This is a genomic window from Opitutaceae bacterium, assembly GCA_041395105.1.
In the GTDB taxonomy this organism is placed as follows: Bacteria; Verrucomicrobiota; Verrucomicrobiia; order Opitutales; family Opitutaceae; genus B12-G4.
In genome coordinates, this window is sequence record JAWLBB010000002.1 from 326167 (window position 1) to 347984 (window position 21818).

A 21818-nucleotide genomic window follows, 5' to 3' on the forward strand; every position below is an offset into this window, starting at 1 on the left:
GTTCGACAGGCTCGCCACCCTGAGTCCATCCAAGGGTCGGGCCGCCGCACAGCGTGCCCCGGCACACGGCCATCCCGTCGGGGAGAATCCCGGTTTCCGGGCGCGCGTGTCACCATTGACCGGGCCAGCGACCACCCACGCGAAACGGGAGAGAATGTCGACGACGAACAAACGCGGAAACCGGCTGGAATCTCCATGCCGGAATCGAGCTGGCGGGCGGAAAAACCCGACAACTCACTTGGTTTCGGTACGGATCCGGTCGTAGGATTCCCAGATGCTGAAGATTCGCAAGAGCGTGCATACCGGTCGACGCCTGGTCATTCTGGGCATTGTCCTGGCCATCATGCTCTTTGCGGGTGTCCGACCGTGGGGGTATACCTTCCACAACACCGCATCCCTGCAAGCCCATCCGCCCGGGCTTTCCTTCGGCGCCCACGGTCTCGCCTTCACCCGGCCTTTTGTCACCGAAGCCGATGTCCTTGAGGTGAACCGGCACGGCCTCACTCTCGATCTGGAGGTTGACATGGCGGGGAAACCACCGGACGGATTTGCGGCCATCGCCGTCCTCCACAATGGCGACAATGCTTCCCAATGGTATCTCGGTCAATGGCAGCACCATCTCGTCCTCCTGAACGGTGACGACTACGATCACAAACGCCGCTTGCCCCGAATCTCCGCCGACACCGCGAAATTCCCGTCAGGCCGACTTCATCTTCGGATCACATCGGACTCGGCGGGATCCACCTTCTCCGTCAACGGTGAACGGATCGATCACCGGCCGGATTTCATCCAGACGGTACCAGTCCGGGGTCGCCTTACCCTGGGAAACGCTCCGGACGGAAAACACCCATGGAACGGCACACTCCATCACTTTGCGCTCTACCGGAAGAGTCTCGGTCCGGATCAGCCAGGCAGCCTAACCAATCCGGCGCCTCCGAATGGCTCCGCTCCCGCCGGCCAACCTGCGACTCCCTGGCTGTTCTACCAGTTCGATTCGGAAACGGCCACCGCGGTTGACCGTCGGCAGGTGCCCGATCAATCGGGCAACGCCATCAATCTGGAATTCCCTCTCGCAACCGCATTCCTGACCCGGGAATTCCTCGGTCCCGGAACGGTTGCTCCCTTTACCGCGGAAATCACCTCCAAAGACGGGATTCTCAATTTCTTCGGTTTCATCCCCTTGGGCTGGATCGTTGCCCGACTTATCGGATCACGAACGATCAGGCCCGGCACCTTCACCGTGATGGCGATGACCACGGGAGCCGGCTTTGCCCTCAGTTTCGGTATCGAGTTCCTTCAGACGTGGATGCCGACCCGCAGTTCGAGCCTGCTCGACCTGGTCCTGAACACCGTTGGCACCCTGGCGGGCGCCATCCTCGCATGCGGCCTCGCCCGTCGAGGCCGCCTTTGATCGTCAGCTTCGGCTCCTCCTCCCTGAGCCGCCGTCCGGGCTCACGGCTGCACGGCCTTGCACATCGTCTCCGATATGGAGGTCAACTGCAGGGCCTTCTCGTAGATTTCCCTCCAGGAATCAGCCTCACCACCCTCGACATGCTCCACTGTGAGTTGCTGAAGGTCTGTCTTCATTTTCCAATAGAGGGACCACACCTTCGCGACAGGATCGTTGTTTGGGATTTCAGTATTCATAATCAGATTACAATAGGTTTCCGCTTTGATATGTTTTTAGTAAACACCGGGAGGCCGGAAGTGGCAATCGTCGATCGTTCCGGAACGGCCTGATCGATCCCTCCGGACAAGCCGAGCGATTCCCTTCAAGAAAAGGCAGGTCAGCCCCGTCCGCTTTTCCCTTGGGGTGAATTACCCATCGAACAGCCCAACCGCCCCCCGGGGACCGGTCAGGCGACCGGCACCCGCCTTCGCAGGAGGAGCAATGTCCGGTCGTCACTCGAGAGCCGGCCGCTGCAGTGAAGTTCAATCCGGTCCTGGACCGACCTCATCAGGTCACTCAGTGATCCCCCGGAGAACCCGCCGATTGTCTCGAGAAACCGGGCCCGGCCAAACTCCTCGTCCTCCGGGTTGAGAGCCTCGGTGATTCCATCGGTGTAGAGGATCAGGGTGTCGGAAGCGGCCAGCTTGATCGGTGTCTCCTTCAGCAGTTCGCCGAAGAGCCCGTCCACATCGAGGCCGACTGCCAGGGTCGACGAGGCAACCAGCTCGGCCCGGCCCTCGGCACCGCGCCAGATGATGACGGGTTCATGCCCGGCCACCACCAGGGTGACTTCGCTCGAATCAAGATCCATGATCCCGTAAACGACCGAAATAAACATATTCGCAGGCATGTCGTCCTTGATACTCCGATTGACCTCGGTCAGAACGACCGAGGGACGGTCTCCGTCGACCGCCTTCATGCGCAGGGCAGTGCGAAACGCCGCCATCACGAGCGCGGCGGAGGCACCTTTTCCCGATACATCAGCCACCACCACTCCAACCTTGCGGTCGCCGATCGGGAAGAGATCAAAATAGTCGCCTCCGAGGAGACTGGAAGGAACGTAGAGCGACTCCACCTCGATCTCGTCGGCATGGGGCACGGTGGCCGGCAACATATGGTGCTGGATCTCGGCCGCCATCCGCAAATCGTTCTCCCGACGCTCCAACTCCCGAAACTCGGCTTCCTTGCGTTCGGTCACATCGGTGATGATCCCCTGGTGATGGGTGACCCGCCCCGACTCGTCCACTCTCAGGATTGTCCGGTCATCGACCCAGCGGATCTCGCCCGAGCGGGTGACCAGCCGGTAATGCTGGCCGTAGTCCCGGATTCCCCGACGAGCGAACTGATGCACCTCGCGCGCGACCCGCTCCCGGTCCTCGGGATGCATGATCGAGGTGTAGGAGACACGTCCTGACAGAAGCTCATCCACCTCATAACCGAAATGGCGGATGTTCTTGGATACGAACTCCACGGGCCAACCCTCCCCGGCCTGCCAGAGAATGACCACGGACGGGGATTTCTCGATGATCCGCTCGAGCTCGGCCCGGCGTTCGAGAGCCGCCCTCAATTCCTCCTGCGACTGCTTTCGCGCGGTGACATCGCGGCCCACACCGATGAAGTAGAGAACATTCCCCTGCTCGTCCCTCACAACCGAGCCGCTCGAAGCGTGCCACCGATACGTCCCGTCCTTGTGGAGAATACGGTACTCCACACTCTGCGGAGACCGACCTTCGGCCAGAGTCCGGGACAGGCCTTTCCGGCAGATCTCCAGATCCTCCGGATGAACAAACTCCTCGTAGAAATGGCCGATCACCTCGTCGATGGAATGGCCCAGCTTGACCTGCCAGGCTGGAGAGACGTACTGAAAACGTCCCTCCAGCGTCAGGGCATAGAGGATCTCACTGGCATTCTCGACGTAGGCTCGGAAGCGCCGTTCACTGGCCGCCAGCTTCTCCTCCGCCTGTTTCCGCTTGGTGATGTTGTTGATGATGGCAAACTGCTGGGCCACGCGGCCGTCCGGCCCCCGCAGGACAGCGACCGTAAGATTCGCCCAGACCACCTCGCCATCGGCGTGAATGTAGCGCTTCTCGAGCGAGTAACGATCAATCTCGCCCCGATTGATCTTCTCCTGGAATTCAATCTGGCGCTGCCGGTCCTCCGGATGAGTGACCTTCTGGATATTTCTGAAGTCCTGGGCCTTGTCTTTCGGCAGGCCGATGATCTCACAGAACCGGTCATTGAGATGATAGACGTCGGTCTCTCCAAACTCGACCCAGCTCACACCCAGCGGAGCATGCTCAAAGAGCAGTCTGAACTGATCGCTGGCCGACTGGAGCTGGCGGGTCCGATCGGCCACTCTTGCCTCCAGCTGGGTATTCAGACCATCAACTTGTGCCCGGGCCCGTTCGAGTTCCGCGGTTCGCTCGCGAACCCGGTCGTCCAAATCCTCATTGAGCGCCCTTAGATACGACTCGGCTGACTTCAGCCGTGAGATGTCCGTCCGGATGGCGACAAACCGCTCCACCTGGCCCGAAGGACCAAGTTGCGGCACGATCACCGTATCCAGCCAATAAAGTCCTCCATCCTTGGCCCGATTGCAGACTTCACCTTTCCAGATCCTCCCATCCAGGATCGTATCCCACATGTCGCGAAAGAAGGACTTGGGATGGAACCCGGAACTGACGATACGGTGGTCCCGGCCGACCAGTTCATCCCGGGAATAACCCGAGATGGCGCAGAAACGCTCATTCACGTGCAGGATGACGCCCTCGCGATCCGTGATCGCGAGATCGGCATGCTGGTTGACGGCCGCACGCAGGGCGGCCATCAGACGGATGTCGGCCTCGATCCAGGAACTGTCCGACGGGCGATCGTCCCGGTCCCTGCCGTGATCGTCGCTGGGTATGAGGGGGGCCATGGTGGAAAGGGATCTTCAGGATCGGGTCGGACGACTCGTGCCCGAACCACAGATTCCCTTCACCCTAGGCTGTTCGGTCGCACAAACCAACGTTTTTTCCGATCGATCATTTGCGATTTTGACCTAACGTGAGTCGAGTCTAGGACACACCCGCACCGCAACCCATCTGATTTGCCCGATCACGCCATGGTTTCACCCACCCCTCCATCGACTTCCGGCACGCCGTCCCCAAGTGGCCAGCCCCAGGCTTCCATCGAGGACGCGACCATCCGCCTGGCCGGAAACTCCCAGGACGGCATCCAGACCATCGGCGGGTTCCTTGCCCGACTGGCCGGACGCAGTGCCCAGGAGGTCATGACCTACATGACGATCCCGTCGACCATCTCGGGCGGACCGTCCATCTTTCAGGTTCGAATCGGCTCCGGAGAGGTCCTCTCGGCTGGAGACTCCGCCGATTTCCTCGTCGCCTTCTACCAGCACAGCTACGAGAACCATCTTTCATTCCTCCGGGAAGGCGGCGTCCTGCTCTACGATATCGATCATGTGAAACCGGATCTGACGGACAAGAGGTTCGTCTACGTGGGTGTCCCCATCACCGGCCAGACGATCGAGGCGGTCGGCGGCGCGGCCAAGGACAAGGGCAAGAACATCTACGTGCTGGGCCTCCTGGCACGAATCTTCAGTCTCGATGTCCGCAAACTTCGCGGACTGCTGGAGGAACGATTCGGTTCCAAGAATGAGGATATCCTGAGAAATGCCCTCGTCGCCTTCGACGCCGGTTATGCCTACCAGGTCGACAACGTTCTCCTTCGTTTCTTCCAGTTCGAACCCAATGCCAACGTCGATGATTCCGATCAGGTGACGATGGACGGCAACACGGCACTCGCCCACGGCCTCATCACCGGGGGCGTCCGTTTCGGTTCCGGATACCCGATCACGCCATGGACCACCATCATGGAACTCCTCCGTTCGGAATTGCCGAAATACGGAGGTACTTTTGTCCAGGCTGAGGACGAGCTCGGAGCCGTCTCCACCGCCCTGGGATTCTCCTATGCCGGACACCTTGCCGTCACCGGCAGTTCGGGGCCGGGTCTCTCATTGAAAATGGAGGCGCTCAGTTGGGGCGTCATGGCCGAGATCCCGCTCGTCGTGGTCAATGTCCAGCGTGGAGGACCCAGCACCGGCCTGCCGACCAATGTGGAGCAGAGCGACCTGCTTCAGGCCATCTACGGCAGTCACGGAGACTCTCCGCGGATCGTTCTCGCCCCCATGAATGTCGAGGATTGCTTCTATGTTGCTGTCGAAGCGGCCCGCTATGCCCGGGAATACAGCGTCCCCGTCATCATTCTTTCCGACCAGTCCCTGGCGACCCGGATTGAGGCTTTCTCCAAGCCGGACCTGGCTGAGCTCTATGTCGATCCCACCCCGGATCTGACCCCGAGGGAAGAAGGCTATATCCCCTATTCCCTGAAGGAACCGACGCGCCACGCCCCGCCCGGCACCGCCATGAAGGGGGGGATTTATCCGACCGTGACCGGCCTTGAGCACGATGAAGCCGGGCATCCCACCGCCAATCCCGCCCTTCATATGCGGATGACGGTGAAGCGCCGGGAAAAGCTCAAGCATCTCGGCCGGCGTCTTCCCCGCCCGGAGGTCTTCGGCGATCAGGAAGGAGACACCCTGATCATCGGTTGGGGCTCCACTTTCGGTCCCATACGTGAAGCCGTCAAACGCTCCCGGGCGGACGGCAACGTGATCGGCCACCTGCATCTTCGTCACATCCACCCCCTGCCCAATGGCCTCGAGCGGATCTTCAGCCGCTTCCGTCAGATCTTCGTCGTCGAAATGAATGACGAAGGTCTCTACGGATTCGGTCAAATGGCGACCATTCTCCGCGCCCGGTATGCCAACAGTGCCATCCGGAGCATCACCAAGACCGACGGCCTTCCTTTCAAGGTCCGCGAGATCCGCGAAGGCATCAGCCGCCTCAAGGGCGAAGCCTCCGCCTCGGTCAGCGCCTACCCGACAAATTGACAACCCTCCCCAAAAACCCAGCGACATGGCATCCCTAACCTCACCCATCCCTCAGGAACTGGAAGGCCCGCGCGAACCGGTCAACCGCAAGACTCTCAAGGCTGATCACCCCACCTGGTGCCCGGGCTGCGGCGATTTCGCTGTCCTTTCCTCCTTCTACCGCACCCTCGAGCAACTGCAGCTACCCCACGAGCGCATCGTCACCCTGGCCGGCATCGGCTGCTCGTCGCGGTTCCCCTATTTCGTCAATACCCACGGAGGGCATTTCCTTCATGGCCGATCCATTCCTTTTGCGAGCGGAGTCAGCCTCGGGCGTGACGATCTTCACGTCTTCGTCTTCGGTGGCGACGGTGACGGATTTTCGATCGGCGGAAATCACCTCGATCACGGCGCCCGCAAGAATGTCAACCTGACCTACGTCATCATGGACAATTTCGTCTATGGACTGACCAAGAAGCAGACTTCCCCGACGTCACCGATCGGTTTCAAGTCGAAGACCGACCCCACCGGCGCCTTTGACCGGCCGATCAACCCGATGAAGAAACTCCTGAACAGCGGCGCCACCTTCGTCGCCCGTTCCCATGCCACTCAGGTCAAGCACATGGTCGAAATGTATGAGCGGGCCATCAAACACCGCGGGTTCTCCGTCATCGAAATCCTCTCCGAATGCGTCGAATTCTATCCGGGCGCTTTTGACGCCGGCATTCCCCGCAAGGGCGGCGTCTTCAATCTGATCGAGGAGAAACTGCACGACGGCTCTCCCGAGGACGAGGCCCGTCACGATGTCACCGACGAGATCGCCGCGTTCAAGCTGGCCAGCATGGAGTGGCCCGGAGTCTTTGGCGTCTTCTACGAAAAAGAGAGGCCGACCAAGAACGAGTTGGAGGCCAACCTCGTCAAACATTCGAGAGAGCGGGCAAAGAACGCCAGTGATCTCGAGCTGCTCGAAGCCGCCTTTGCCCGAATGAAGTGAACTGGCCATGCCATGCGAAACCTCGTCTCTCATCCACCGCGGTTTCGTCGACAACCGGATCCGTGGCCGGGTCACCGGGGAGATTCATTTCCACGGGTTCTCCTCTCCGCTCCTGCTCGACCTTGAGGGCAATTGCCTGAGCGATCTGGCCGGTTGTCTGCTCGAGTTTGAAGCCGACCCATCTCCGGTCTCCGGGCGCGCCGACCCGCCCAGCGGACGGCAGACCGGACGGGCCGGCGACATGACCGCATCGAGGCGACTTCTGCTCCCGGGACCGTTCAGCACCGAAATGAACTGCCTCTTTCTCGAGTGGTTCCTGCCCAACGGCCGTCGGCAGGCTCTGATGAAGCCGAACGTGCGCTGCCGGATTTCCGGCCAGGAATGGCAAATGACCGAGATCGAGGAACTGGAGCAGAAGAAGGAGCGTTGGAACATGATCAAGAAGGGAGGTCCGGAAGGTGACCACGGTTGGTTCGCCATGGCCGGAATACTCGGCCTCGCCCCGCCCAACCTCAGTGAAGGAGAATGGGAGGAACTCGTCCAGGAAGCGGAGGAGGAAGTTGATCGTCTCATTCACCTCTTCGATCAGAGCGACCTCGATCCCGAATGGGCTGGGCCCCTTTCGCGCGCCCTCGGTTGGAAACCATCCGATCCCGCCTCGTCCCGCACCCGACCCATCCCGCCCAAACAGGATCGACTGCCCCCCCAACCCGCCCTCAACCGCCTGGCAACCGAGGCTTCCGCTCTTCTGCGCACCATTGGATTGCACTTCCCGGCCGACACCCAGGGTGATGCCGGCTCCCGGGGATTGATCTCCCGCCTCGCCCAGATCGCCGCCATTCTCGAGACCGCCAGAGAATCAACCACCCATCTTGAGGACGGCGATCAAACCCTTCTCGCCGCCCTGATCAAGCGCGCCGTGGCGGGCATCCATGCCGCCTTCGAGCAACTCGCCGCCCTCCCCCCAAACCAATGGCTGAGCCCCGAAGACCGTCGCCGGCTGAGCGACCAACTCTTCGCCCTGCGCGAAACCGCCCTCCACACCATCTCCGGACTGCGCGGTTGACCGAGATGGATCCTCAGGAACGGCGACGTCCCCGTTCCATATACCCGCCGCTCCACTTCAGCTTCGAGCGCAAAACCGCGAAATAGGAGTGGTCGAGCGTCAGCGCAAGCGGGACGGTCAGTTCAGAAAGCCGGATCTGCACCGGATAGGATCGGCTCGTGATCAGATTGCGCTGTCCATCCAAGGCCACCAGCAACTCGGACTCCGGGAGGCAGTTGGTCACCTGAAGGACCACATTATCGCGGAAAATGATCGTCCGGTTGCTCAGAGTATGCGGGCAAATCGGGGTCATCGCGATGACCGACGACCCCGGATGGATGAGAGGCCCGCCTGCCGACAGGTTGTAGGCGGTTGATCCCGTTGGGGTCGAAAAGATCAACCCGTCGCAGTAGTAATCGGTTACCAGTTCACCGTCGGCCTGAACCTCAAGATGGACAATCCGCGAGTTGATGACATCCTTGATCAAGACGTCGTTCAAGGCCACGGCCGTCAAATCGGGTCCGGTTGACCCCTCGAGAAGGGCACGTTGGACCACCCGGTAGGCGCCACCAAGGATGCTGCGGAAACCCGTTCGGGCCTCTGCAGCCGACAGCGTGGTGAGGAAGCCGAGACTGCCGCGATTGACTCCGATCAGAGGAACCTGTTTGCGTGCCGATTCCTGGACCACGCTGAGCAGGGTTCCGTCTCCACCGATCACGCAGCAGGCATCCACCGAATCCAGAAAGCCCTCGGGGATGGGAAACTCTGCCGTGAACCGGGTGGTGGTCCCGCAAGCGGAGGCAATCAACTCAAGCTCATGAGCCAACTCGAGGGCCCCGGGCTTTTCCCGATTGGCCACCATCGCCAGATTCTTGATCGGCTTCATCACGAAACACGATTCCAACAGAGCCACGGCCGAAGCAAAAGATTATTCCACTCCCTGGGTGGCTGCCGCTTTTCGCAGGCCGAGCAAGCCTTCCCGATTCCCATCGGCACCTTCCAGCGGAGACTCCATCTCACCGACCAGAACCGCTGCGGGCAGATCCGCCAGGGCCATCTCCCGAATCGAACCGAAGATCTTTCGACGGAGCCTGACATCACGGATCACTCCGCGCCCCCGGCTGACCGCGTCGCGTCCCGCTTCGAACTGCGGTTTGACCAACGCGACCAGGATGCCGCCCGGCTCGAGGAAGGCCCAGACCGGCGGGAGAATTGATCGGAGTGAAATGAAGGAGACATCGATCACAATGACCGAATACGCGTCGCGGGGAAGATCACCCGGTTTCAGGTGGCGGGCATTGACACGTTCAAGGTTCGTCACCCGTGGATCATTCAGAATCCTGGGGTGAAGCTGTGCCCGTCCGACATCGATGCAGGTTGCCTCAACCACCCCCCGCTGGAGCAGGCAATCGGTAAAACCTCCCGTTGAAGCCCCGACGTCGAGAGAGCACAATCCGGCAACCTTGATCCCGAAGCGATCGAGAAAGGCCTCCAGTTTTTCCGCCCCCCGACCGACGAAGCGCGGCCCTCCCTCAAACCGCAGTTCCGCATCGACCGGAATCATCGCTCCGGCCTTGGTCATCCGCTCGGTCCCCTGCCAGACCCGACCCGCCATGATCATGGCCTTGGCCTGCGATCGAGACTCAGACCAGCCCCGATCGACCACGATCTGATCCAGGCGCTTTCTCTCGGTCGCCATTTCCTGCTCAAGACCTGCCGCCTCGGGCCGGGGCCGACCTGACCACCTCAATATCCCGGCTGATCTGGATCCGCAACGCCTCCAGGTCGGGAAACTTCCTCTCCGGTCGGACAAAATCCAGCCACTCAACCCGAAGATCGTCCCCCGGTCCCCACGGACAATCCTCAAGCACATGCACCTCCAGGGTGGGCTCCACTTGATCCAATCCCAAGGTTGGACGCAGCCCGAAATTGGCGATGCCGTCGCGGACCACCGACCTGTCCGCCGAATGGACCCGAACCACATAAACCCCGAAGGTCGGATTCAGCTCCGCCCGCCAGACAAGATTGAGGGTCGGAAATCCGAGCCGCCGACCCAACCGTCGACCCTCGGAAACCCTTCCGAAGCTCGTGTATCCATATCCCAACAACTCATTGGCCTCGGCAATCTCGCCCTTAAGAAGGTGGCCGCGGATCCGGGTGCTGCTGATCGGCTCCCCATTGTGGTTGATTCGCGGCGCACTGAAAACGGTCAGCCCTTCCTTCCTCGCCAACCGGACCAATTCGGCTACATCGCCGCTGCGACCGCGCCCGAACCGCCAGTTCTCCCCCACATAGACGGAATGCAGGCCGGAAAGGCGGGAACGGACGAAGGGCAGGAATTCGCCCGCCTCCAACTCGGCGAAGGCTCTCGTAAATGGATGAATGACTACGAAATCGAGCCCTGCCTCAAGCAGGAAGCTCCCCTTGTCCTCCGGATTCATCAGCTGCGGCGTCGGATTCTCCGGATGAAAAAGCCGGCTCGGATGTGGCCAGAAACTCAATACGCCGGCCAGACCGTTGACTCGCCGCGCCGAATGCAGGGCCGCCTCGATGACGGATTGATGTCCCAGGTGGAGTCCGTCGAACATCCCGATGGCGAGGTGAATCGGTCGGGGTTCCAACTCGACCGATTCAAGGGACTGGAAGATGCGACCCGTCCTGATCAGTGGACTCATCGGTGGGTGGAAGATTTCCGGTTCACAGAACCATGGTCGGTGCCGCCACATGGATCGGGATCAGCACATCGGCCAGGGCTTCCGGAGTCATCACGTCGAGTTCGGCGATGGTGTGGGCCTGCTCGATCCGGAACCGGTCGGAAGCGGTCCGGCGGAGGGCGGAAAGATGAGCGCCACAACCGATCTTCTCACCCAGGTCATGGGCCAGCGTCCGCACATAGGTGCCCTTGCTGCATTTGACCCTGACCTCCAGGACCGGTGTCTCCATCCGAAGGAGTTCGAAGGCTGAGACCCGGACAAAACGCGGCTCCCGCTCGATCTCCTTGCCCTTGCGGGCCAGCTTGTAGAGAGGGACCCCATCCTTCTTGATCGCCGAGAACATCGGCGGCGTCTGGTACTGATCACCCACAAATGACTGGAGATGTGCCCTCATCGTCTCCTCGTCGAGATCCGGAACCGGTCGGGTCGACAGGACCTCCCCGTCGGCGTCATGGCTGTTCGTGGTCACACCGAGGGTGATCGACCCCTCATAGACCTTGTCCAGGCTCATCAGATATTGGGACAGACGGGTGGCCCGCCCGATCAGGAGAATGAGAAGGCCGGTCGCCATCGGATCGAGAGTGCCGGCATGACCGATCTTCTTCATCCTGAAGATCCGCCTCGCCCGTGCGACCACATCGTGGGAAGTGACCCCGGTCGGCTTGTCCACCAGGAGGACCCCTTCGTATCCGGATTTGTCGTTCATGGGGTCGCCTTTCGTCCGGCATCGACATCCATCAGGAGTTCGCCGATCGCAGAAATCAGGCGCGGATAGAAAACCTCGAAAGGGCCCGTCGTATTCAACCCAGCGGCACAGGCATGCCCGCCACCCGAGAACTGCTTGGCCACCCGGTCGACTCGGACGATCGGATCCTTGCTCCGGAGACTCCCCTTGATTCCCTTTGGCCGGTCCTCAATGAGCACACCCACATCGACTCCCTCGATTGAGCGCGCGTAGTCGACCAGGCCTTCCGTGTCTTCGTCGGTCGCTCCGGAACGGCGAAACGCCTCTTCGTCGAGAACGCCGACACAGACCCGGCCGTCGCACTCAAGTCGGAAGGACTCCAGAAAGTGGCCAAGGAGTTCCAACTTCGCAAATGACTCCTTTTCGTAGAGTTCAGCGGTGGCATCCGCCGGGCGTGCGCCCAGTTCGAGAAGCCGACCGCTCAGCTCAAAAACCCGGCGGGAGGTCGAGGGATAGCAGAATTGGCCGGTGTCGGTGGCGATGCCGACGTAGAGTCCCAGCGCGGAGAGGGGGTCGATGGGCAGGCCGGCGTCCAGAAACAGGCCGGTCAGGATTTCGCCGGTCGCGGCCGAGTGATCGTCAATCAGGCTCAGTTCCGCATAGCGCGTATTGGACACGTGATGATCGATATTCCCGAGCGGCATGGGAAAGAGCTGCTTGACCAGGGCGCCTGAGCGCTTGTGGTCGGCGCAGTCGACGAATACAGCCCGGTGTCCGGAGGGCGTGAAGGCATCCACCTGCAGAAACGGGGTGTCTCCGACCAGGAACTCGAGACGCCGCGGCACCGGATCGGGATTGACGCAGACAGCGTCAACCCCCTGCGTTCTCAGCACCCGACAGAGAGCCACCTGGGAGCCGATGCAGTCACCATCCGGCCGGGCGTGCCCGAATACGACGACCGGACCGCGTTTCAGCAGGTCCAACAATCGGGCGAATGGCTCGAAAAGGTCGGGATAGAAAAGGTGGCGCTCGTTCATCATTCAGGTATCTCGAGTTCGTCGAGGATCTTCAGGAGGCGGTCACCGCGCTCCAGAGAGGGATCAAAGTGAAACTCCAGCTTCGGGAGGTACTTCAGGGTGATCCGCTTGCCGAGCTCGAAACGGATGGCCGGGGTCTCGGTACGAAGCAATCGTTCCGCTTCAAGTTGCGCGTCGGTATCCCCGATCACCGAGAAATAGACCCTGGCATGGTGGTGATCACTCGAGACATCAACACCCGTGATCGTGATCAAGGTGGTCCGGTCCTTCATCCGGGTATGCAGAAAATCGCTGATCTCCCGCTTGATCAGCTCGTTAACCCGTACGTTGCGATTACCCATTGCCGTCTCCTTCCATCCCATTTCGGCGCACCCTTCGACCACCGCTTCCGGGCGCCGGTCGAAGGAACGTCAATCCGTCTCAGAGGCTTGCCCGGAAGGTCTCGACCTCGAAGCATTCAATGACATCGCCCGCTTCGTAGTCGCTGTAATCCTTGAGGTGAATACCACACTCTGTTCCCGCCCGGACCTCCTTAACCTCGTCCTTCACGCGTCGAATGGTCTCGATACGGGTTTCGACCTCGACCTTGCCCTTGCGCCGAACCCTTGAAAGTGCATTGACGACCACGCGGCCCTCAACCACCAGACAACCGGCGACACGACCATTCGAGATCTGGAAGACCTGACGAACCTCGGCGGCACCGATCTTGGTTTCCTTGGTTTCCGGTTCGAGCAGGTCGGCCATCATGTCGCGAACGCGATCGACAAGCTCGTAGATGATCTGGAATGAGTGGATCTCCACACCGTGATGCTTGGCCAGGGCCTTGACCCCGTTCTCAAGTCCGGCATTGAACCCGACAATGATGGCCTCCGAGGCCCCGGCGATCAGGACGTCGTTCTTGCTGATCAGGCCAACCTCACCCTGGATGATCTCAAGGGAGACCTTGTCGCTCTTGATTCCACGCAGAACGGATTCGACCGCCTCGACCGAACCAAAGACATCGGCCTTGAGCACGATCCGCAGGATCTTCTTGCGCGCGGCGGCCATCGCCAGGAAGAGGTTCTCGACCGACTGCGGAACGTCATCCGGTTCGGATACGGCCTGCTGCTTGCGGTACTCGTACTCACGCTCCTCCGCCAGCTTCTTCGCCTCCCGCTCGTTCTTCACTGTCTCAAATATCTGACCGCACTCCGGCGTGCCGGACCAGCCGATGACCCGGACCGGGGTGGACGGTCCGGCCTCGCGCACCGCTTTGCCATGCTCGTTGAACATCGCCTTGACCTTGGTGTAGTGATGACCACAGACCAGGGCGTCGCCCGGCTTGAGTGTTCCGGCCTGGACGATGACAGTGGCCGTCGGTCCGCGCCCGACTTCCATCTGCGCCTCAATGACCACGCCGCTGGCCGGCTTTTTCGGATTCGCCTTGAGCTCGAGAAGCTCCGCCTGCAGGAGAATCATTTCGAGCAGGGTATCCACTCCGTCACCACGAATGGCCGAAACCGGAACCGTGATGGTCTCGCCACCCCAGTCTTCCGGCATGAGGTTTCGTTCCTGGAGCTGAGTTTTCACCCGATCGATATTGGCACCTTTGGTGTCGATCTTGTTGATCGCGACAATCGGAGTGACTCCGGCATTGCGGATGTGCTTGAGCGCTTCGTCCGTCTGCGGCATGAAACCGTCATCGGCGGCCACCACCAGGATGGCCACATCGGTCACGTTGGCACCGCGAGCCCGCATTTCGTTGAAGGCGGCATGACCCGGAGTGTCGATGAAGGTGATCTTCTTGCCTTGGATCTCGGCCTGATATGCCCCGATATGCTGGGTGATCCCTCCGAATTCGCCCGCGACCACGTTGGCCTGGCGAATCCGGTCGAGAAGGGACGTCTTCCCATGATCCACGTGACCGAGGATGCAGGCGACCGGAGGTCTCGGCTCAAGCAAAAGGCTCTCATCCTCCACTTTCTTCGCCGGCTTCTTCTTTTCGGCCGCGGCTGCAGCGACCGCATCCCCACGGTGACGGACGTCGAGAATGACCCCATGCTTCTCGGCCAACTCAACCGCGACCGGCTCCTCGATGCTTTGGTTCATCGAGGCAAAGATCCCCATCTCCATCAGCTCGGAAATCAGCTTGAAGGGCTTCAGGCCGAGCGCGAGGGCGAAGTCGCGCACCACGATCGGCGGTTTGACCTGAATCGTCCTGATCTCTCCCGATCCACGGCTGTCCGCCGCGGCAGTGTCAGCGGGTCCGACTGAAACCGGCGCCGGATTCTGTGGCTGTGGGACCACCAGCGGCGGGACACCGGGAGACGGCGCGTGAACCGGCGGATGGACTACCCGGGGCGGAGGAGGAGTCACCGGCGTGTTCAACCCCGAAGCCGGGGTCACCGGATGCGGGTGGCGCACCGGCGGCGGAATGGACGGCGGGGGTGCGGCGAGCGGGCGCGGCGTCACTGCCGGAGCCGGTTTCGGGCGACTGGCCTCAAGGGCGGCCTCCTTCTCCTGGGCGACCTGTTCCGCCGACTTGACAAAGACGCCGGGTGGCAGCCTTGGGCCCGCTGGTTTGGCCGGTTCCTTTGTCTCCTCAGCCGGCAACGACTCGGCCGCGGCGGCCTCAGCGGCCGACGCTTCAGCTCTTGCCTTGGCCGCGAATTCATCGACCAAGGCATCGGCGGAGATATTGTCGACTGTGCTGGAAGCACTGGTCACGTTGAACCCGCGCTCCTGCAGGAGAGCGAGGAGTTCCTTGTTCTCGACGCCGATCTTTTTGGAAAGCTGATGGATGCGGATGCTCATTGAGTGGGAAGTGAATCGGGCGAATGTCGCAGGTCGTGACGACTAAGCGCTCTCGGTGACTTCAGGATGTGATCTTCTGAGATTGATTGAATGCGTTGACTTTCTTGAGAACAGAGGCGGCCTGTTCGTCGGTGAAGCCGGCCTCAACGAGATCATCCGCCTCCACCCCGATAAAGGCGTCTGGACTGATCAAGCCCATCGCGACCAGACGTTGGGCTGTCTCGTCGTCTATGCCCGGGATCTGGTTGAGACCTTCGACGGCACTCCTGACCTTGCCCTCCATGCCCATCTTTTCGGTCTGAACCTTGCCAATATCGACCTTCCAGCCGATCAGACGGGAGGTCAACCGGGCATTCTGCCCTTTCCGGCCGATGGCCACCGCGAGATCCTCTTCGGAAACCTCGATCGCGATACGGCGGCCGACTTCATCCATCCGTATGTTCCGGAGGACGGCCGGCTTGAGCGCCTCGATGATCATTTCCTTGGGATCGGCAAAGTAACGATTGATATCGATCTTCTCCCCACCGAGCTCTCGAACGATGCTCTTGACCCGTGCGCCCCGCGCCCCGACACAGGCACCGACCGGGTCGACCTTGGGGTCCGTGCTCGAGACCGCAACTTTCGTGCGGTATCCCGGCTCACGGGCAAACGCTTCGATCTTCACCGTCCCATCCGCGATTTCCGTGACCTCCAGTTCGAACAGCCGGCGGACAAAACGATTGCTCGCGCGACTGAGGACAAGCTCGGGACCGCGATTGGTCGACTCGATCGCCAGAAGAAGGCAGCGGATACGCTCACCCGGAGAGTAATCCTCTCCCGGCACCTGTTCGCGGTGGGGCAGGACGGCTTCCGCCTTGCCAAGATCGATGTAAAGATCGCCCCGCTCCCGTCGCCGCACAATTCCGCTGACCACATCCCCGACCAGATCCTTGTAGTCGTCGTAAATCCGTTCTTTTTCGAACTGACGGATCCGCTGCATGATGGCCTGACGGGCCGTCTGGGCTGCAATGCGGCCCAGGAAGGCCGGGTCCATCTCCCGCTCAATGACATCGCCGATCTGGGCACCGGGCTGGATCGCCTGGGCTTTTTCGACGTGGATCTCCAGTTTCGGATCACTTACCGAGTCGACCACCTTGAGAATCGACCAGGCGGCCAGGCCACCGGTCTTGGGATCAATTTCTATCTTGAGCTCCTGGCCTGCGTTCACGCCACGGTCAGCCGCATTCTTGATAGCCGTGATGATGGCGGAGATCATGTCTTCACGACCGATCCCCTTCTCCTTTTCCATGTACTCAAGGACGGATAGAATTTCGCTGCTCATGATTGTAAAAAGGGAAAAAAAAGGTGGGCCAAAGACCCACCGTAAAAGTAAGTGCTGTGGAGGAAAAGGACATTTATTTTTTCAGCAGAGCACGATGTCAAGCATCCCGGCAGAGACTGCCGGCCCCGGCTCGGCCCTTCAGCCCTCTATCGGCAGCCCCAAAAGCAGGCCGATCAATCCCTGAAACCACCCTTGGGTGAACGGGGTGCTCCGGTCCTTTCCAGCGACTCCCGCCTGCTTGAGCGTCGAGCGCCAGCGTTCGGGCACGTCCCCGGCCGGCCAGGCGAACCAGAGAGCGAAGAGATCCGAATTCCCGCGGGTCGCCAACAGGGGTAAAAACCCATCGACCGCCATCGAATCCGCCCTCGGCCCGGAAACGGCCCGGTTCATCACGACGGTCTTGAGCCGCCGGCGCAGGTGGAACAGGTCCAGAGTCCGTCTCAATTCGCCCACCGATCCGTCGACAGAGCCGGGCATCAACGCTGCCAGGGATCCTGGCCATTCATCCAGACGCTCGATCCAACTGCCCGCACCCGACGCCATGACCGCGTATTGATTCAGCCGGATCCGTGGCTGGTTGGCCGGCCGGACCCCCTGGAATTGCCAGGGAATATCGGAACGCCCCAGGATCTCATCAGGATCCGCTTCCCGCTCCCCCCAGGTCTCGACCGGGTAGCGATCCGCCGTCATCAGCATGGCCGACCGGTTCCGGCTGTAGCCCAGAATCTCCATCGCCGATGCGTGACAGGCCCGGGACCACCCGAGCCGCTTGATCCGGATTCCGGCAAAATGCACCTTCAGATTCCATCGCTCCCGGGCCAGTTGCCGTAGCCGCGCCCGACGCTCTTCTGGCTCCAGCTCAAGCAGAAGCTCCAGAGCGCGATCGTCCGACAGGCCTGAAATTCGCGCGACCGCATCATTCGCAGCGTATTCCTCAAGGTCATGCCAGAGAAGGTCTACCAGAACCGCCATCTCGATTTCCCGACCTCTCCGGGTCAGAGCCGGGTGCCGCCCGGATCCCCCGGGAAACAAAACGAGGTGCAGAATCACCTTTTCATAGGCAGGGTCGTGCTGGTGACCGTGAGTAAACCAGTCGGCCTCACGGAAATGGATCTCCACATCGCCGGTCATTCGTCGGCCATCGATCTCAAGGTCCGCCCCGAGGAAATCCGGGCCTCCCAACAGGTTCCACTCCCCCGGCCGAATCACCCGGATAGTCTTGCCGGAGACCGTGTGCAGGCGGGCGAGGTCCAATTCACCGCGCAGCCAGATCCGCTGGATAAGGCGTTCCGAAACCTGGTAGGGACCGTAGAGTCCCTGAAACTCCTCAACCCGATCCCGAGGCGGGGCCGAAGCCCTGTCTGCGTGTGGCTTCATAAGGGAATCACGTTTCCGAACGGTTTGTTGCCCGAATCCCGGCTGACCCGGCCCGCCTGCCGGAGCTCGCAGCGCTCGACCCAGGCTTTGAAGTTGTCCGGGGAAATCGTATGGGCACCGAGCGCTTCGACGGTGGAGCGCTCCTGCCGATCACCGGTCGCCACCGTGATCTGACCGGCCGGGCCGGGAGTGCCACCCACCAACTGCTCGATGATATCATCCGCTGTCATCGAAGCCGGCGAGAAGATCACCGCACAGTCCGACGACCGCGCCGCATCCTCCGTGCTGACCCCGTCGCCGTCACCGTCAAAGACGACGGTCACGCGGATATCCTCTGTATCATGGATCAAAAGGCCCGCCGCGATGACCCTCGCCCGCGCACTCTCCATCGAGCGCCCCCTCAAAAGGCGGGAATCCGTCCACGCATGGAGGATATTGTGCCCGTCGATGATCAGGTGGCGTCCGGATTTCACGGAAACGACCAAAGATCCCACTGCCTCGAAAGGCAATCCCCCGATGGCGGGAACATCAGCCGCCTGCCGGAAACGGCCGAACACCCTTGACCCATCCGCCACCTCGAGGAATCCTTGACCCTACTCGAACCAGAAAACCATGTCACAACGCGCCATCAGCCAACTCGTCGGTCTCGGTATCATCATTTTCGTCCTCGTCATCGGAGGATCCCAGGCAACCTACGTGGTCGATCCCGGTTACCGCGGTGTCCAGGTGACCCTCGGCAACGTGTCCCCGGATTTCAAGCCGGAGGGATTCGGCCTCAAGACTCCTTTTGTCTCTTCGATCATTCCGGTTTCCGTCCGTCAGCGGACCGTCCCCTTCCAGACTGAGTGCTACTCGTCCGATCTCCAGCAGGTCAATGTGAAGCTCAACATTCTCTTCCGAATCCCTCAGGAATCGGTAGTGGCCATCTATCAGGAATACGCCGGGGATCCCTTCGACAGCCTGATTGCTCCGCGAGTCGCCGAGGCTCTGAAGGAAGTGGCCGCCACCCGCAGCGCCGAACGCATTGTCCAGGCCCGCGAAGAGGTCAAGATCAAGACCCTTGAAGGCACCAAGTCAAAGGTCTCGAATCTGATCAATATCGTGGATGTCACCATTATCGATATCGCCCTTTCCCGGGAGTTGGAATCCGCCATCGAAGCCAAGATGGTCCAGGAACAGGAGGCGGCCAAGGCCCGCTTCACCCAGCAAAAAGCCCAGATCGAAGCGGAAACCGCCATCATCAAGGCCAAGGGCGAAGCCGAAGCCATCCGGATTCGCGGCGACGCCCTCAGGGACAACCCCGCTCTGATCAATCTGCAGATCGTCGAAAAGTGGGACGGCCGAACCCCCCTGGTTGTCGGTGGAGGTGGCGACGGCGGATCCAATATCCTCCTGCCGATTGGAACCCTCCAACGTGAGGAGCCCTGAGGCGCAAGGCATCAGGGGGCCCCAGGCAAAATGGAAAAAGAACCGAAATGGGAGGTCGTCAGCGACGAACCCAAAGATCCCGGCAGGGGAAAGCGAACCGGTAAATACGCCGGGATCGGCCTGCTCCTGGTGGTTGCGATTGTTCTCGTCGTTATCTTTCCGCCGGTTCTCGCTTTTGTCGAACTGGCCGCCCGTCAATTGCGCTATCTCTGGTGGCTCGTCCTGCTCCTTGCCCTCGGCATCTGGTTGGTCATCGGCACCAGGAAGTCAAAGAAATAGCCGACCGATCGAGGCAGACGGTCGCCGGGTGGAATCGCCCGGAGCCGTTCCCTACGGAACCCGGTAGACTTCGATCAACCCGTTGCCGACCGCACCTCCGACCCCGCTCAGTTTTGCCGTGTAAATCCCCGGCGGAAGCGTGATCAGAATTGCGGAGTCCTTGCTGCCCGGCGCCAGCTGAAAGCCTCCCACCACTTCGGAGGCACCCGGGATATCGCCCGCATTGGGCGCATCACTCCAATTGTCGTTGGTCGCCATCTCCTCGATTCCGGCGGCGCCCAGGTTGCGCTGTATCCTGAGAAACGGATCAGTGACCGTCCCCGTGACCCCGAAATCGGCAAGCCTCGGCCCGATTCCCCGGACCAGGACCGTCTTGCTCCTGTCGCCGTCAATCACGAAGCCGGCGATCAGGATTTCGGCCGCTGTGCCGATCCGGCCCCGTGTTGAGATATTGACCACATCGGCCGGAGCCGCCGCCTCATCGGCATCATAGATCTCCACCAGACCCAACCCGGTCTTTCCGCCCACTCCTTTTACTTTAGCTGTGTAGCCACCGGGTGGAAGGGTGACAAGGAGGGCGGCGTCCTTGCCTCCGGGATTGAAGGCAAAGGCACCCAGATCGGCAGTGACCGTGACAATTTCCGCCGAATTGGCGTTTTCCTCCCAATCGTCGTTCGACTCAAAAGGTAGCGTGCCGGGGGCATCGTCCGTCCGATACAACTCCAACGTCGCATCCTCAAGGACTCCGGCCAGACCGGCCACCTCGCCCAGTTTGGGACCCACAGCACGGATCAGGACCCGCTTGGACTGGGAGCCCTCGACAACGAAGCCTCCGATCAGGATGGACGCACCGGACTGAACGTTGCCGCGGGTTGAGATGTTCGCGACCCGGCCAAACGACGAGAGCAGTGAAGAAGAAACCACCTCCGTCGACTGCGCCAAAGTATTCACGGCCCGTATCCGGTATTGGTAATTCGTTTTCTCGGCAACGGATCCATCGACGAAACTGGTCCCATTTGCACCAACGGATCCCACCATCACCCAGATTCCGGACCCGGCAACCGAACGTTCCACCAGATACCCGGCCTCGTTATTGGCCGTATCCGTCCAGATCACCCTCACTCCGGCATCCGGTTCGTTCTCGACGCTCAAGCCGGTCGGCGGCGTCACCGGTGAAAGGGCAACACCCAGAGGCAGTGCCGCCGAGCCGGCATATGCCGGCAGATGACCGCCGTCAGCCACCTCGGTGGCATTCTCGGTAAAGAATTTCAGGGAATAAAGCAGGGTGCCGTCGGCAGGCAGTTCCCAGACCGAACCCGTCATGATTCCATCACCATCCCGAAAGAGACCATAACTGGCCCCGGCCCCGGGACCCGTCGAAGACTTGGTCGAAGCAGGAAACCAGTAGAGCATCAGTGGATCGCCGGCATCGAATCCGACCTCGTAAGCCAGATTGGATGCCAGACCCGAAAATACCCCGGGAACCCCGCCCCCGTCCGACAGGTCCCAGGTTGCGAGGATGACATCGTCGCTCGAGCCCGCCACGAACTCGTCCGCCGTCGGCAGCGAAAAGGTATCATCCTCGGTGCTGACCACCAGGAGGAGAAGACCCGAAGTGGGCATGGCCCCGCCGGTACCGCTTTCAAGCTTTTCGGCATCAAGAGACAGGGAGATGGCCGCCGTGGCGGTGATGCTCAAGGCAAGCGAAACACCAAGTGCAAGGCCCGTCAGAAAATGTTTGGAACGATTCATTTTTCGCAGATCC

At 61.0% G+C, this 21818-nt stretch carries 19 protein-coding genes; 6 read left to right on the forward strand and 13 right to left on the reverse strand.

Annotation, left to right across the window (positions count from 1 at the left end; genetic code table 11):
- The first annotated feature begins 274 nt into the window (after positions 1-274).
- Positions 275-1411, forward strand: coding sequence for a VanZ family protein (locus tag R3F07_08195; GenBank protein MEZ5276344.1), 1137 nt, complete (start codon positions 275-277; stop codon positions 1409-1411).
- Between the two features lie 41 nt (positions 1412-1452).
- Here R3F07_08195 and R3F07_08200 read toward each other — a convergent pair whose 3' ends face one another.
- Both R3F07_08200 and R3F07_08205 read right to left on the reverse strand, forming a co-directional pair.
- Positions 1453-1647, reverse strand: coding sequence for a hypothetical protein (locus tag R3F07_08200; protein ID MEZ5276345.1), 195 nt, complete (start codon positions 1645-1647; stop codon positions 1453-1455).
- 209 nt (positions 1648-1856) lie between these two features.
- Positions 1857-4367, reverse strand: a complete 2511-nt coding sequence (locus R3F07_08205) for a PAS domain S-box protein (protein MEZ5276346.1) — start codon at positions 4365-4367, stop codon at positions 1857-1859.
- 186 nt (positions 4368-4553) lie between these two features.
- Between R3F07_08205 and R3F07_08210 the strand changes: the two genes are divergently transcribed.
- From R3F07_08210 to R3F07_08220, 3 genes are read left to right on the forward strand one after another with little or no spacing between them, the layout of a single operon-like run.
- Positions 4554-6401: a 2-oxoacid:acceptor oxidoreductase subunit alpha gene (locus tag R3F07_08210; GenBank protein MEZ5276347.1), complete on the forward strand. Its 1848-nt coding sequence runs from the start codon at positions 4554-4556 to the stop codon at positions 6399-6401.
- A gap of 25 nt (positions 6402-6426) precedes the next feature.
- A complete protein-coding gene (locus R3F07_08215; protein MEZ5276348.1) occupies positions 6427-7374 on the forward strand; it encodes a thiamine pyrophosphate-dependent enzyme in 948 nt (315 codons plus the stop codon).
- Between the two features lie 7 nt (positions 7375-7381).
- Complete coding sequence (locus R3F07_08220) at positions 7382-8440, forward strand: hypothetical protein (GenBank protein ID MEZ5276349.1); 1059 nt, start codon at positions 7382-7384, stop codon at positions 8438-8440.
- A 13-nt stretch (positions 8441-8453) separates the two neighbouring features.
- Here R3F07_08220 and R3F07_08225 read toward each other — a convergent pair whose 3' ends face one another.
- The 10 genes from R3F07_08225 to R3F07_08270 form a co-directional block, all read right to left on the reverse strand.
- Positions 8454-9305: an NAD(+)/NADH kinase gene (locus tag R3F07_08225; GenBank protein MEZ5276350.1), complete on the reverse strand. Its 852-nt coding sequence runs from the start codon at positions 9303-9305 to the stop codon at positions 8454-8456.
- Positions 9306-9347: 42 nt separating this feature from the next.
- Complete coding sequence (locus R3F07_08230) at positions 9348-10118, reverse strand: TlyA family RNA methyltransferase (protein ID MEZ5276351.1); 771 nt, start codon at positions 10116-10118, stop codon at positions 9348-9350.
- Positions 10119-10125: 7 nt separating this feature from the next.
- Positions 10126-11094, reverse strand: a complete 969-nt coding sequence (gene ribF, locus R3F07_08235; protein MEZ5276352.1) for a riboflavin biosynthesis protein RibF — start codon at positions 11092-11094, stop codon at positions 10126-10128.
- A 22-nt stretch (positions 11095-11116) separates the two neighbouring features.
- A complete protein-coding gene (gene truB / locus R3F07_08240) occupies positions 11117-11839 on the reverse strand; it encodes a tRNA pseudouridine(55) synthase TruB (protein ID MEZ5276353.1) in 723 nt (240 codons plus the stop codon).
- Positions 11836-12858 carry a bifunctional oligoribonuclease/PAP phosphatase NrnA gene (locus tag R3F07_08245; GenBank protein ID MEZ5276354.1) on the reverse strand — a complete coding sequence of 341 codons (1023 nt, stop codon included), beginning with the start codon at positions 12856-12858 and terminating at the stop codon, positions 11836-11838. The genes truB and R3F07_08245 overlap by 4 nt, the downstream gene beginning before the upstream one ends.
- On the reverse strand, positions 12855-13196 hold the full coding sequence (rbfA, locus tag R3F07_08250) for a 30S ribosome-binding factor RbfA (protein ID MEZ5276355.1): 342 nt from the start codon (positions 13194-13196) through the stop codon (positions 12855-12857). Before rbfA ends, R3F07_08245 begins: the two co-directional genes overlap by 4 nt.
- 79 nt (positions 13197-13275) lie before the next feature.
- The gene (gene infB, locus R3F07_08255; GenBank protein MEZ5276356.1) at positions 13276-15648 is read right to left on the reverse strand and encodes a translation initiation factor IF-2; all 2373 of its coding nucleotides are present in this window, start codon (positions 15646-15648) and stop codon (positions 13276-13278) included.
- A gap of 61 nt (positions 15649-15709) precedes the next feature.
- Positions 15710-16969, reverse strand: coding sequence for a transcription termination factor NusA (gene nusA, locus R3F07_08260; protein ID MEZ5276357.1), 1260 nt, complete (start codon positions 16967-16969; stop codon positions 15710-15712).
- A 138-nt stretch (positions 16970-17107) separates the two neighbouring features.
- A complete protein-coding gene (locus tag R3F07_08265; GenBank protein ID MEZ5276358.1) occupies positions 17108-18346 on the reverse strand; it encodes a DUF2851 family protein in 1239 nt (412 codons plus the stop codon).
- Positions 18343-18819: an NYN domain-containing protein gene (locus tag R3F07_08270; protein MEZ5276359.1), complete on the reverse strand. Its 477-nt coding sequence runs from the start codon at positions 18817-18819 to the stop codon at positions 18343-18345. The genes R3F07_08265 and R3F07_08270 overlap by 4 nt, the downstream gene beginning before the upstream one ends.
- Before the next feature lie 139 nt (positions 18820-18958).
- Here R3F07_08270 and R3F07_08275 point away from each other — a divergent pair, with 139 nt between their 5' ends.
- Together R3F07_08275 and R3F07_08280 are read left to right on the forward strand one after the other, a co-directional pair.
- Complete coding sequence (locus R3F07_08275; GenBank protein MEZ5276360.1) at positions 18959-19774, forward strand: prohibitin family protein; 816 nt, start codon at positions 18959-18961, stop codon at positions 19772-19774.
- Positions 19775-19804: 30 nt separating this feature from the next.
- Entirely contained in the window at positions 19805-20053 is a 249-nt protein-coding gene (locus R3F07_08280) for a hypothetical protein (GenBank protein ID MEZ5276361.1), read from the forward strand.
- 51 nt (positions 20054-20104) lie between these two features.
- Here the strand turns inward: R3F07_08280 and R3F07_08285 are convergent, their stop codons facing one another.
- Positions 20105-21805: a fibronectin type III domain-containing protein gene (locus tag R3F07_08285; GenBank protein ID MEZ5276362.1), complete on the reverse strand. Its 1701-nt coding sequence runs from the start codon at positions 21803-21805 to the stop codon at positions 20105-20107.
- Positions 21806-21818 lie beyond the last annotated feature (13 nt).

What these genes read in the sequence shown, in the direction of transcription:
- R3F07_08230 (MEZ5276351.1), bottom strand. Translation starts at nt 10,118, where the DNA reads ATGGCGACCGAGAGAAAGCGCCTGGATCAGATCGTGGTCGATCGGGGC.
- R3F07_08220 (MEZ5276349.1), top strand. Translation starts at nt 7,382, where the DNA reads ATGCCATGCGAAACCTCGTCTCTCATCCACCGCGGTTTCGTCGACAAC.
- R3F07_08225 (MEZ5276350.1), bottom strand. Translation starts at nt 9,305, where the DNA reads ATGAAGCCGATCAAGAATCTGGCGATGGTGGCCAATCGGGAAAAGCCC.
- R3F07_08200 (MEZ5276345.1), bottom strand. Translation starts at nt 1,647, where the DNA reads ATGAATACTGAAATCCCAAACAACGATCCTGTCGCGAAGGTGTGGTCC.
- ribF (MEZ5276352.1), bottom strand. Translation starts at nt 11,094, where the DNA reads ATGAGTCCACTGATCAGGACGGGTCGCATCTTCCAGTCCCTTGAATCG.
- R3F07_08210 (MEZ5276347.1), top strand. Translation starts at nt 4,554, where the DNA reads ATGGTTTCACCCACCCCTCCATCGACTTCCGGCACGCCGTCCCCAAGT.
- infB (MEZ5276356.1), bottom strand. Translation starts at nt 15,648, where the DNA reads ATGAGCATCCGCATCCATCAGCTTTCCAAAAAGATCGGCGTCGAGAAC.
- R3F07_08215 (MEZ5276348.1), top strand. Translation starts at nt 6,427, where the DNA reads ATGGCATCCCTAACCTCACCCATCCCTCAGGAACTGGAAGGCCCGCGC.
- R3F07_08280 (MEZ5276361.1), top strand. Translation starts at nt 19,805, where the DNA reads ATGGAAAAAGAACCGAAATGGGAGGTCGTCAGCGACGAACCCAAAGAT.
- nusA (MEZ5276357.1), bottom strand. Translation starts at nt 16,969, where the DNA reads ATGAGCAGCGAAATTCTATCCGTCCTTGAGTACATGGAAAAGGAGAAG.
- R3F07_08205 (MEZ5276346.1), bottom strand. Translation starts at nt 4,367, where the DNA reads ATGGCCCCCCTCATACCCAGCGACGATCACGGCAGGGACCGGGACGAT.
- R3F07_08195 (MEZ5276344.1), top strand. Translation starts at nt 275, where the DNA reads ATGCTGAAGATTCGCAAGAGCGTGCATACCGGTCGACGCCTGGTCATT.
- truB (MEZ5276353.1), bottom strand. Translation starts at nt 11,839, where the DNA reads ATGAACGACAAATCCGGATACGAAGGGGTCCTCCTGGTGGACAAGCCG.
- R3F07_08265 (MEZ5276358.1), bottom strand. Translation starts at nt 18,346, where the DNA reads ATGAAGCCACACGCAGACAGGGCTTCGGCCCCGCCTCGGGATCGGGTT.
- R3F07_08245 (MEZ5276354.1), bottom strand. Translation starts at nt 12,858, where the DNA reads ATGATGAACGAGCGCCACCTTTTCTATCCCGACCTTTTCGAGCCATTC.
- R3F07_08285 (MEZ5276362.1), bottom strand. Translation starts at nt 21,805, where the DNA reads ATGAATCGTTCCAAACATTTTCTGACGGGCCTTGCACTTGGTGTTTCG.
- rbfA (MEZ5276355.1), bottom strand. Translation starts at nt 13,196, where the DNA reads ATGGGTAATCGCAACGTACGGGTTAACGAGCTGATCAAGCGGGAGATC.
- R3F07_08275 (MEZ5276360.1), top strand. Translation starts at nt 18,959, where the DNA reads ATGTCACAACGCGCCATCAGCCAACTCGTCGGTCTCGGTATCATCATT.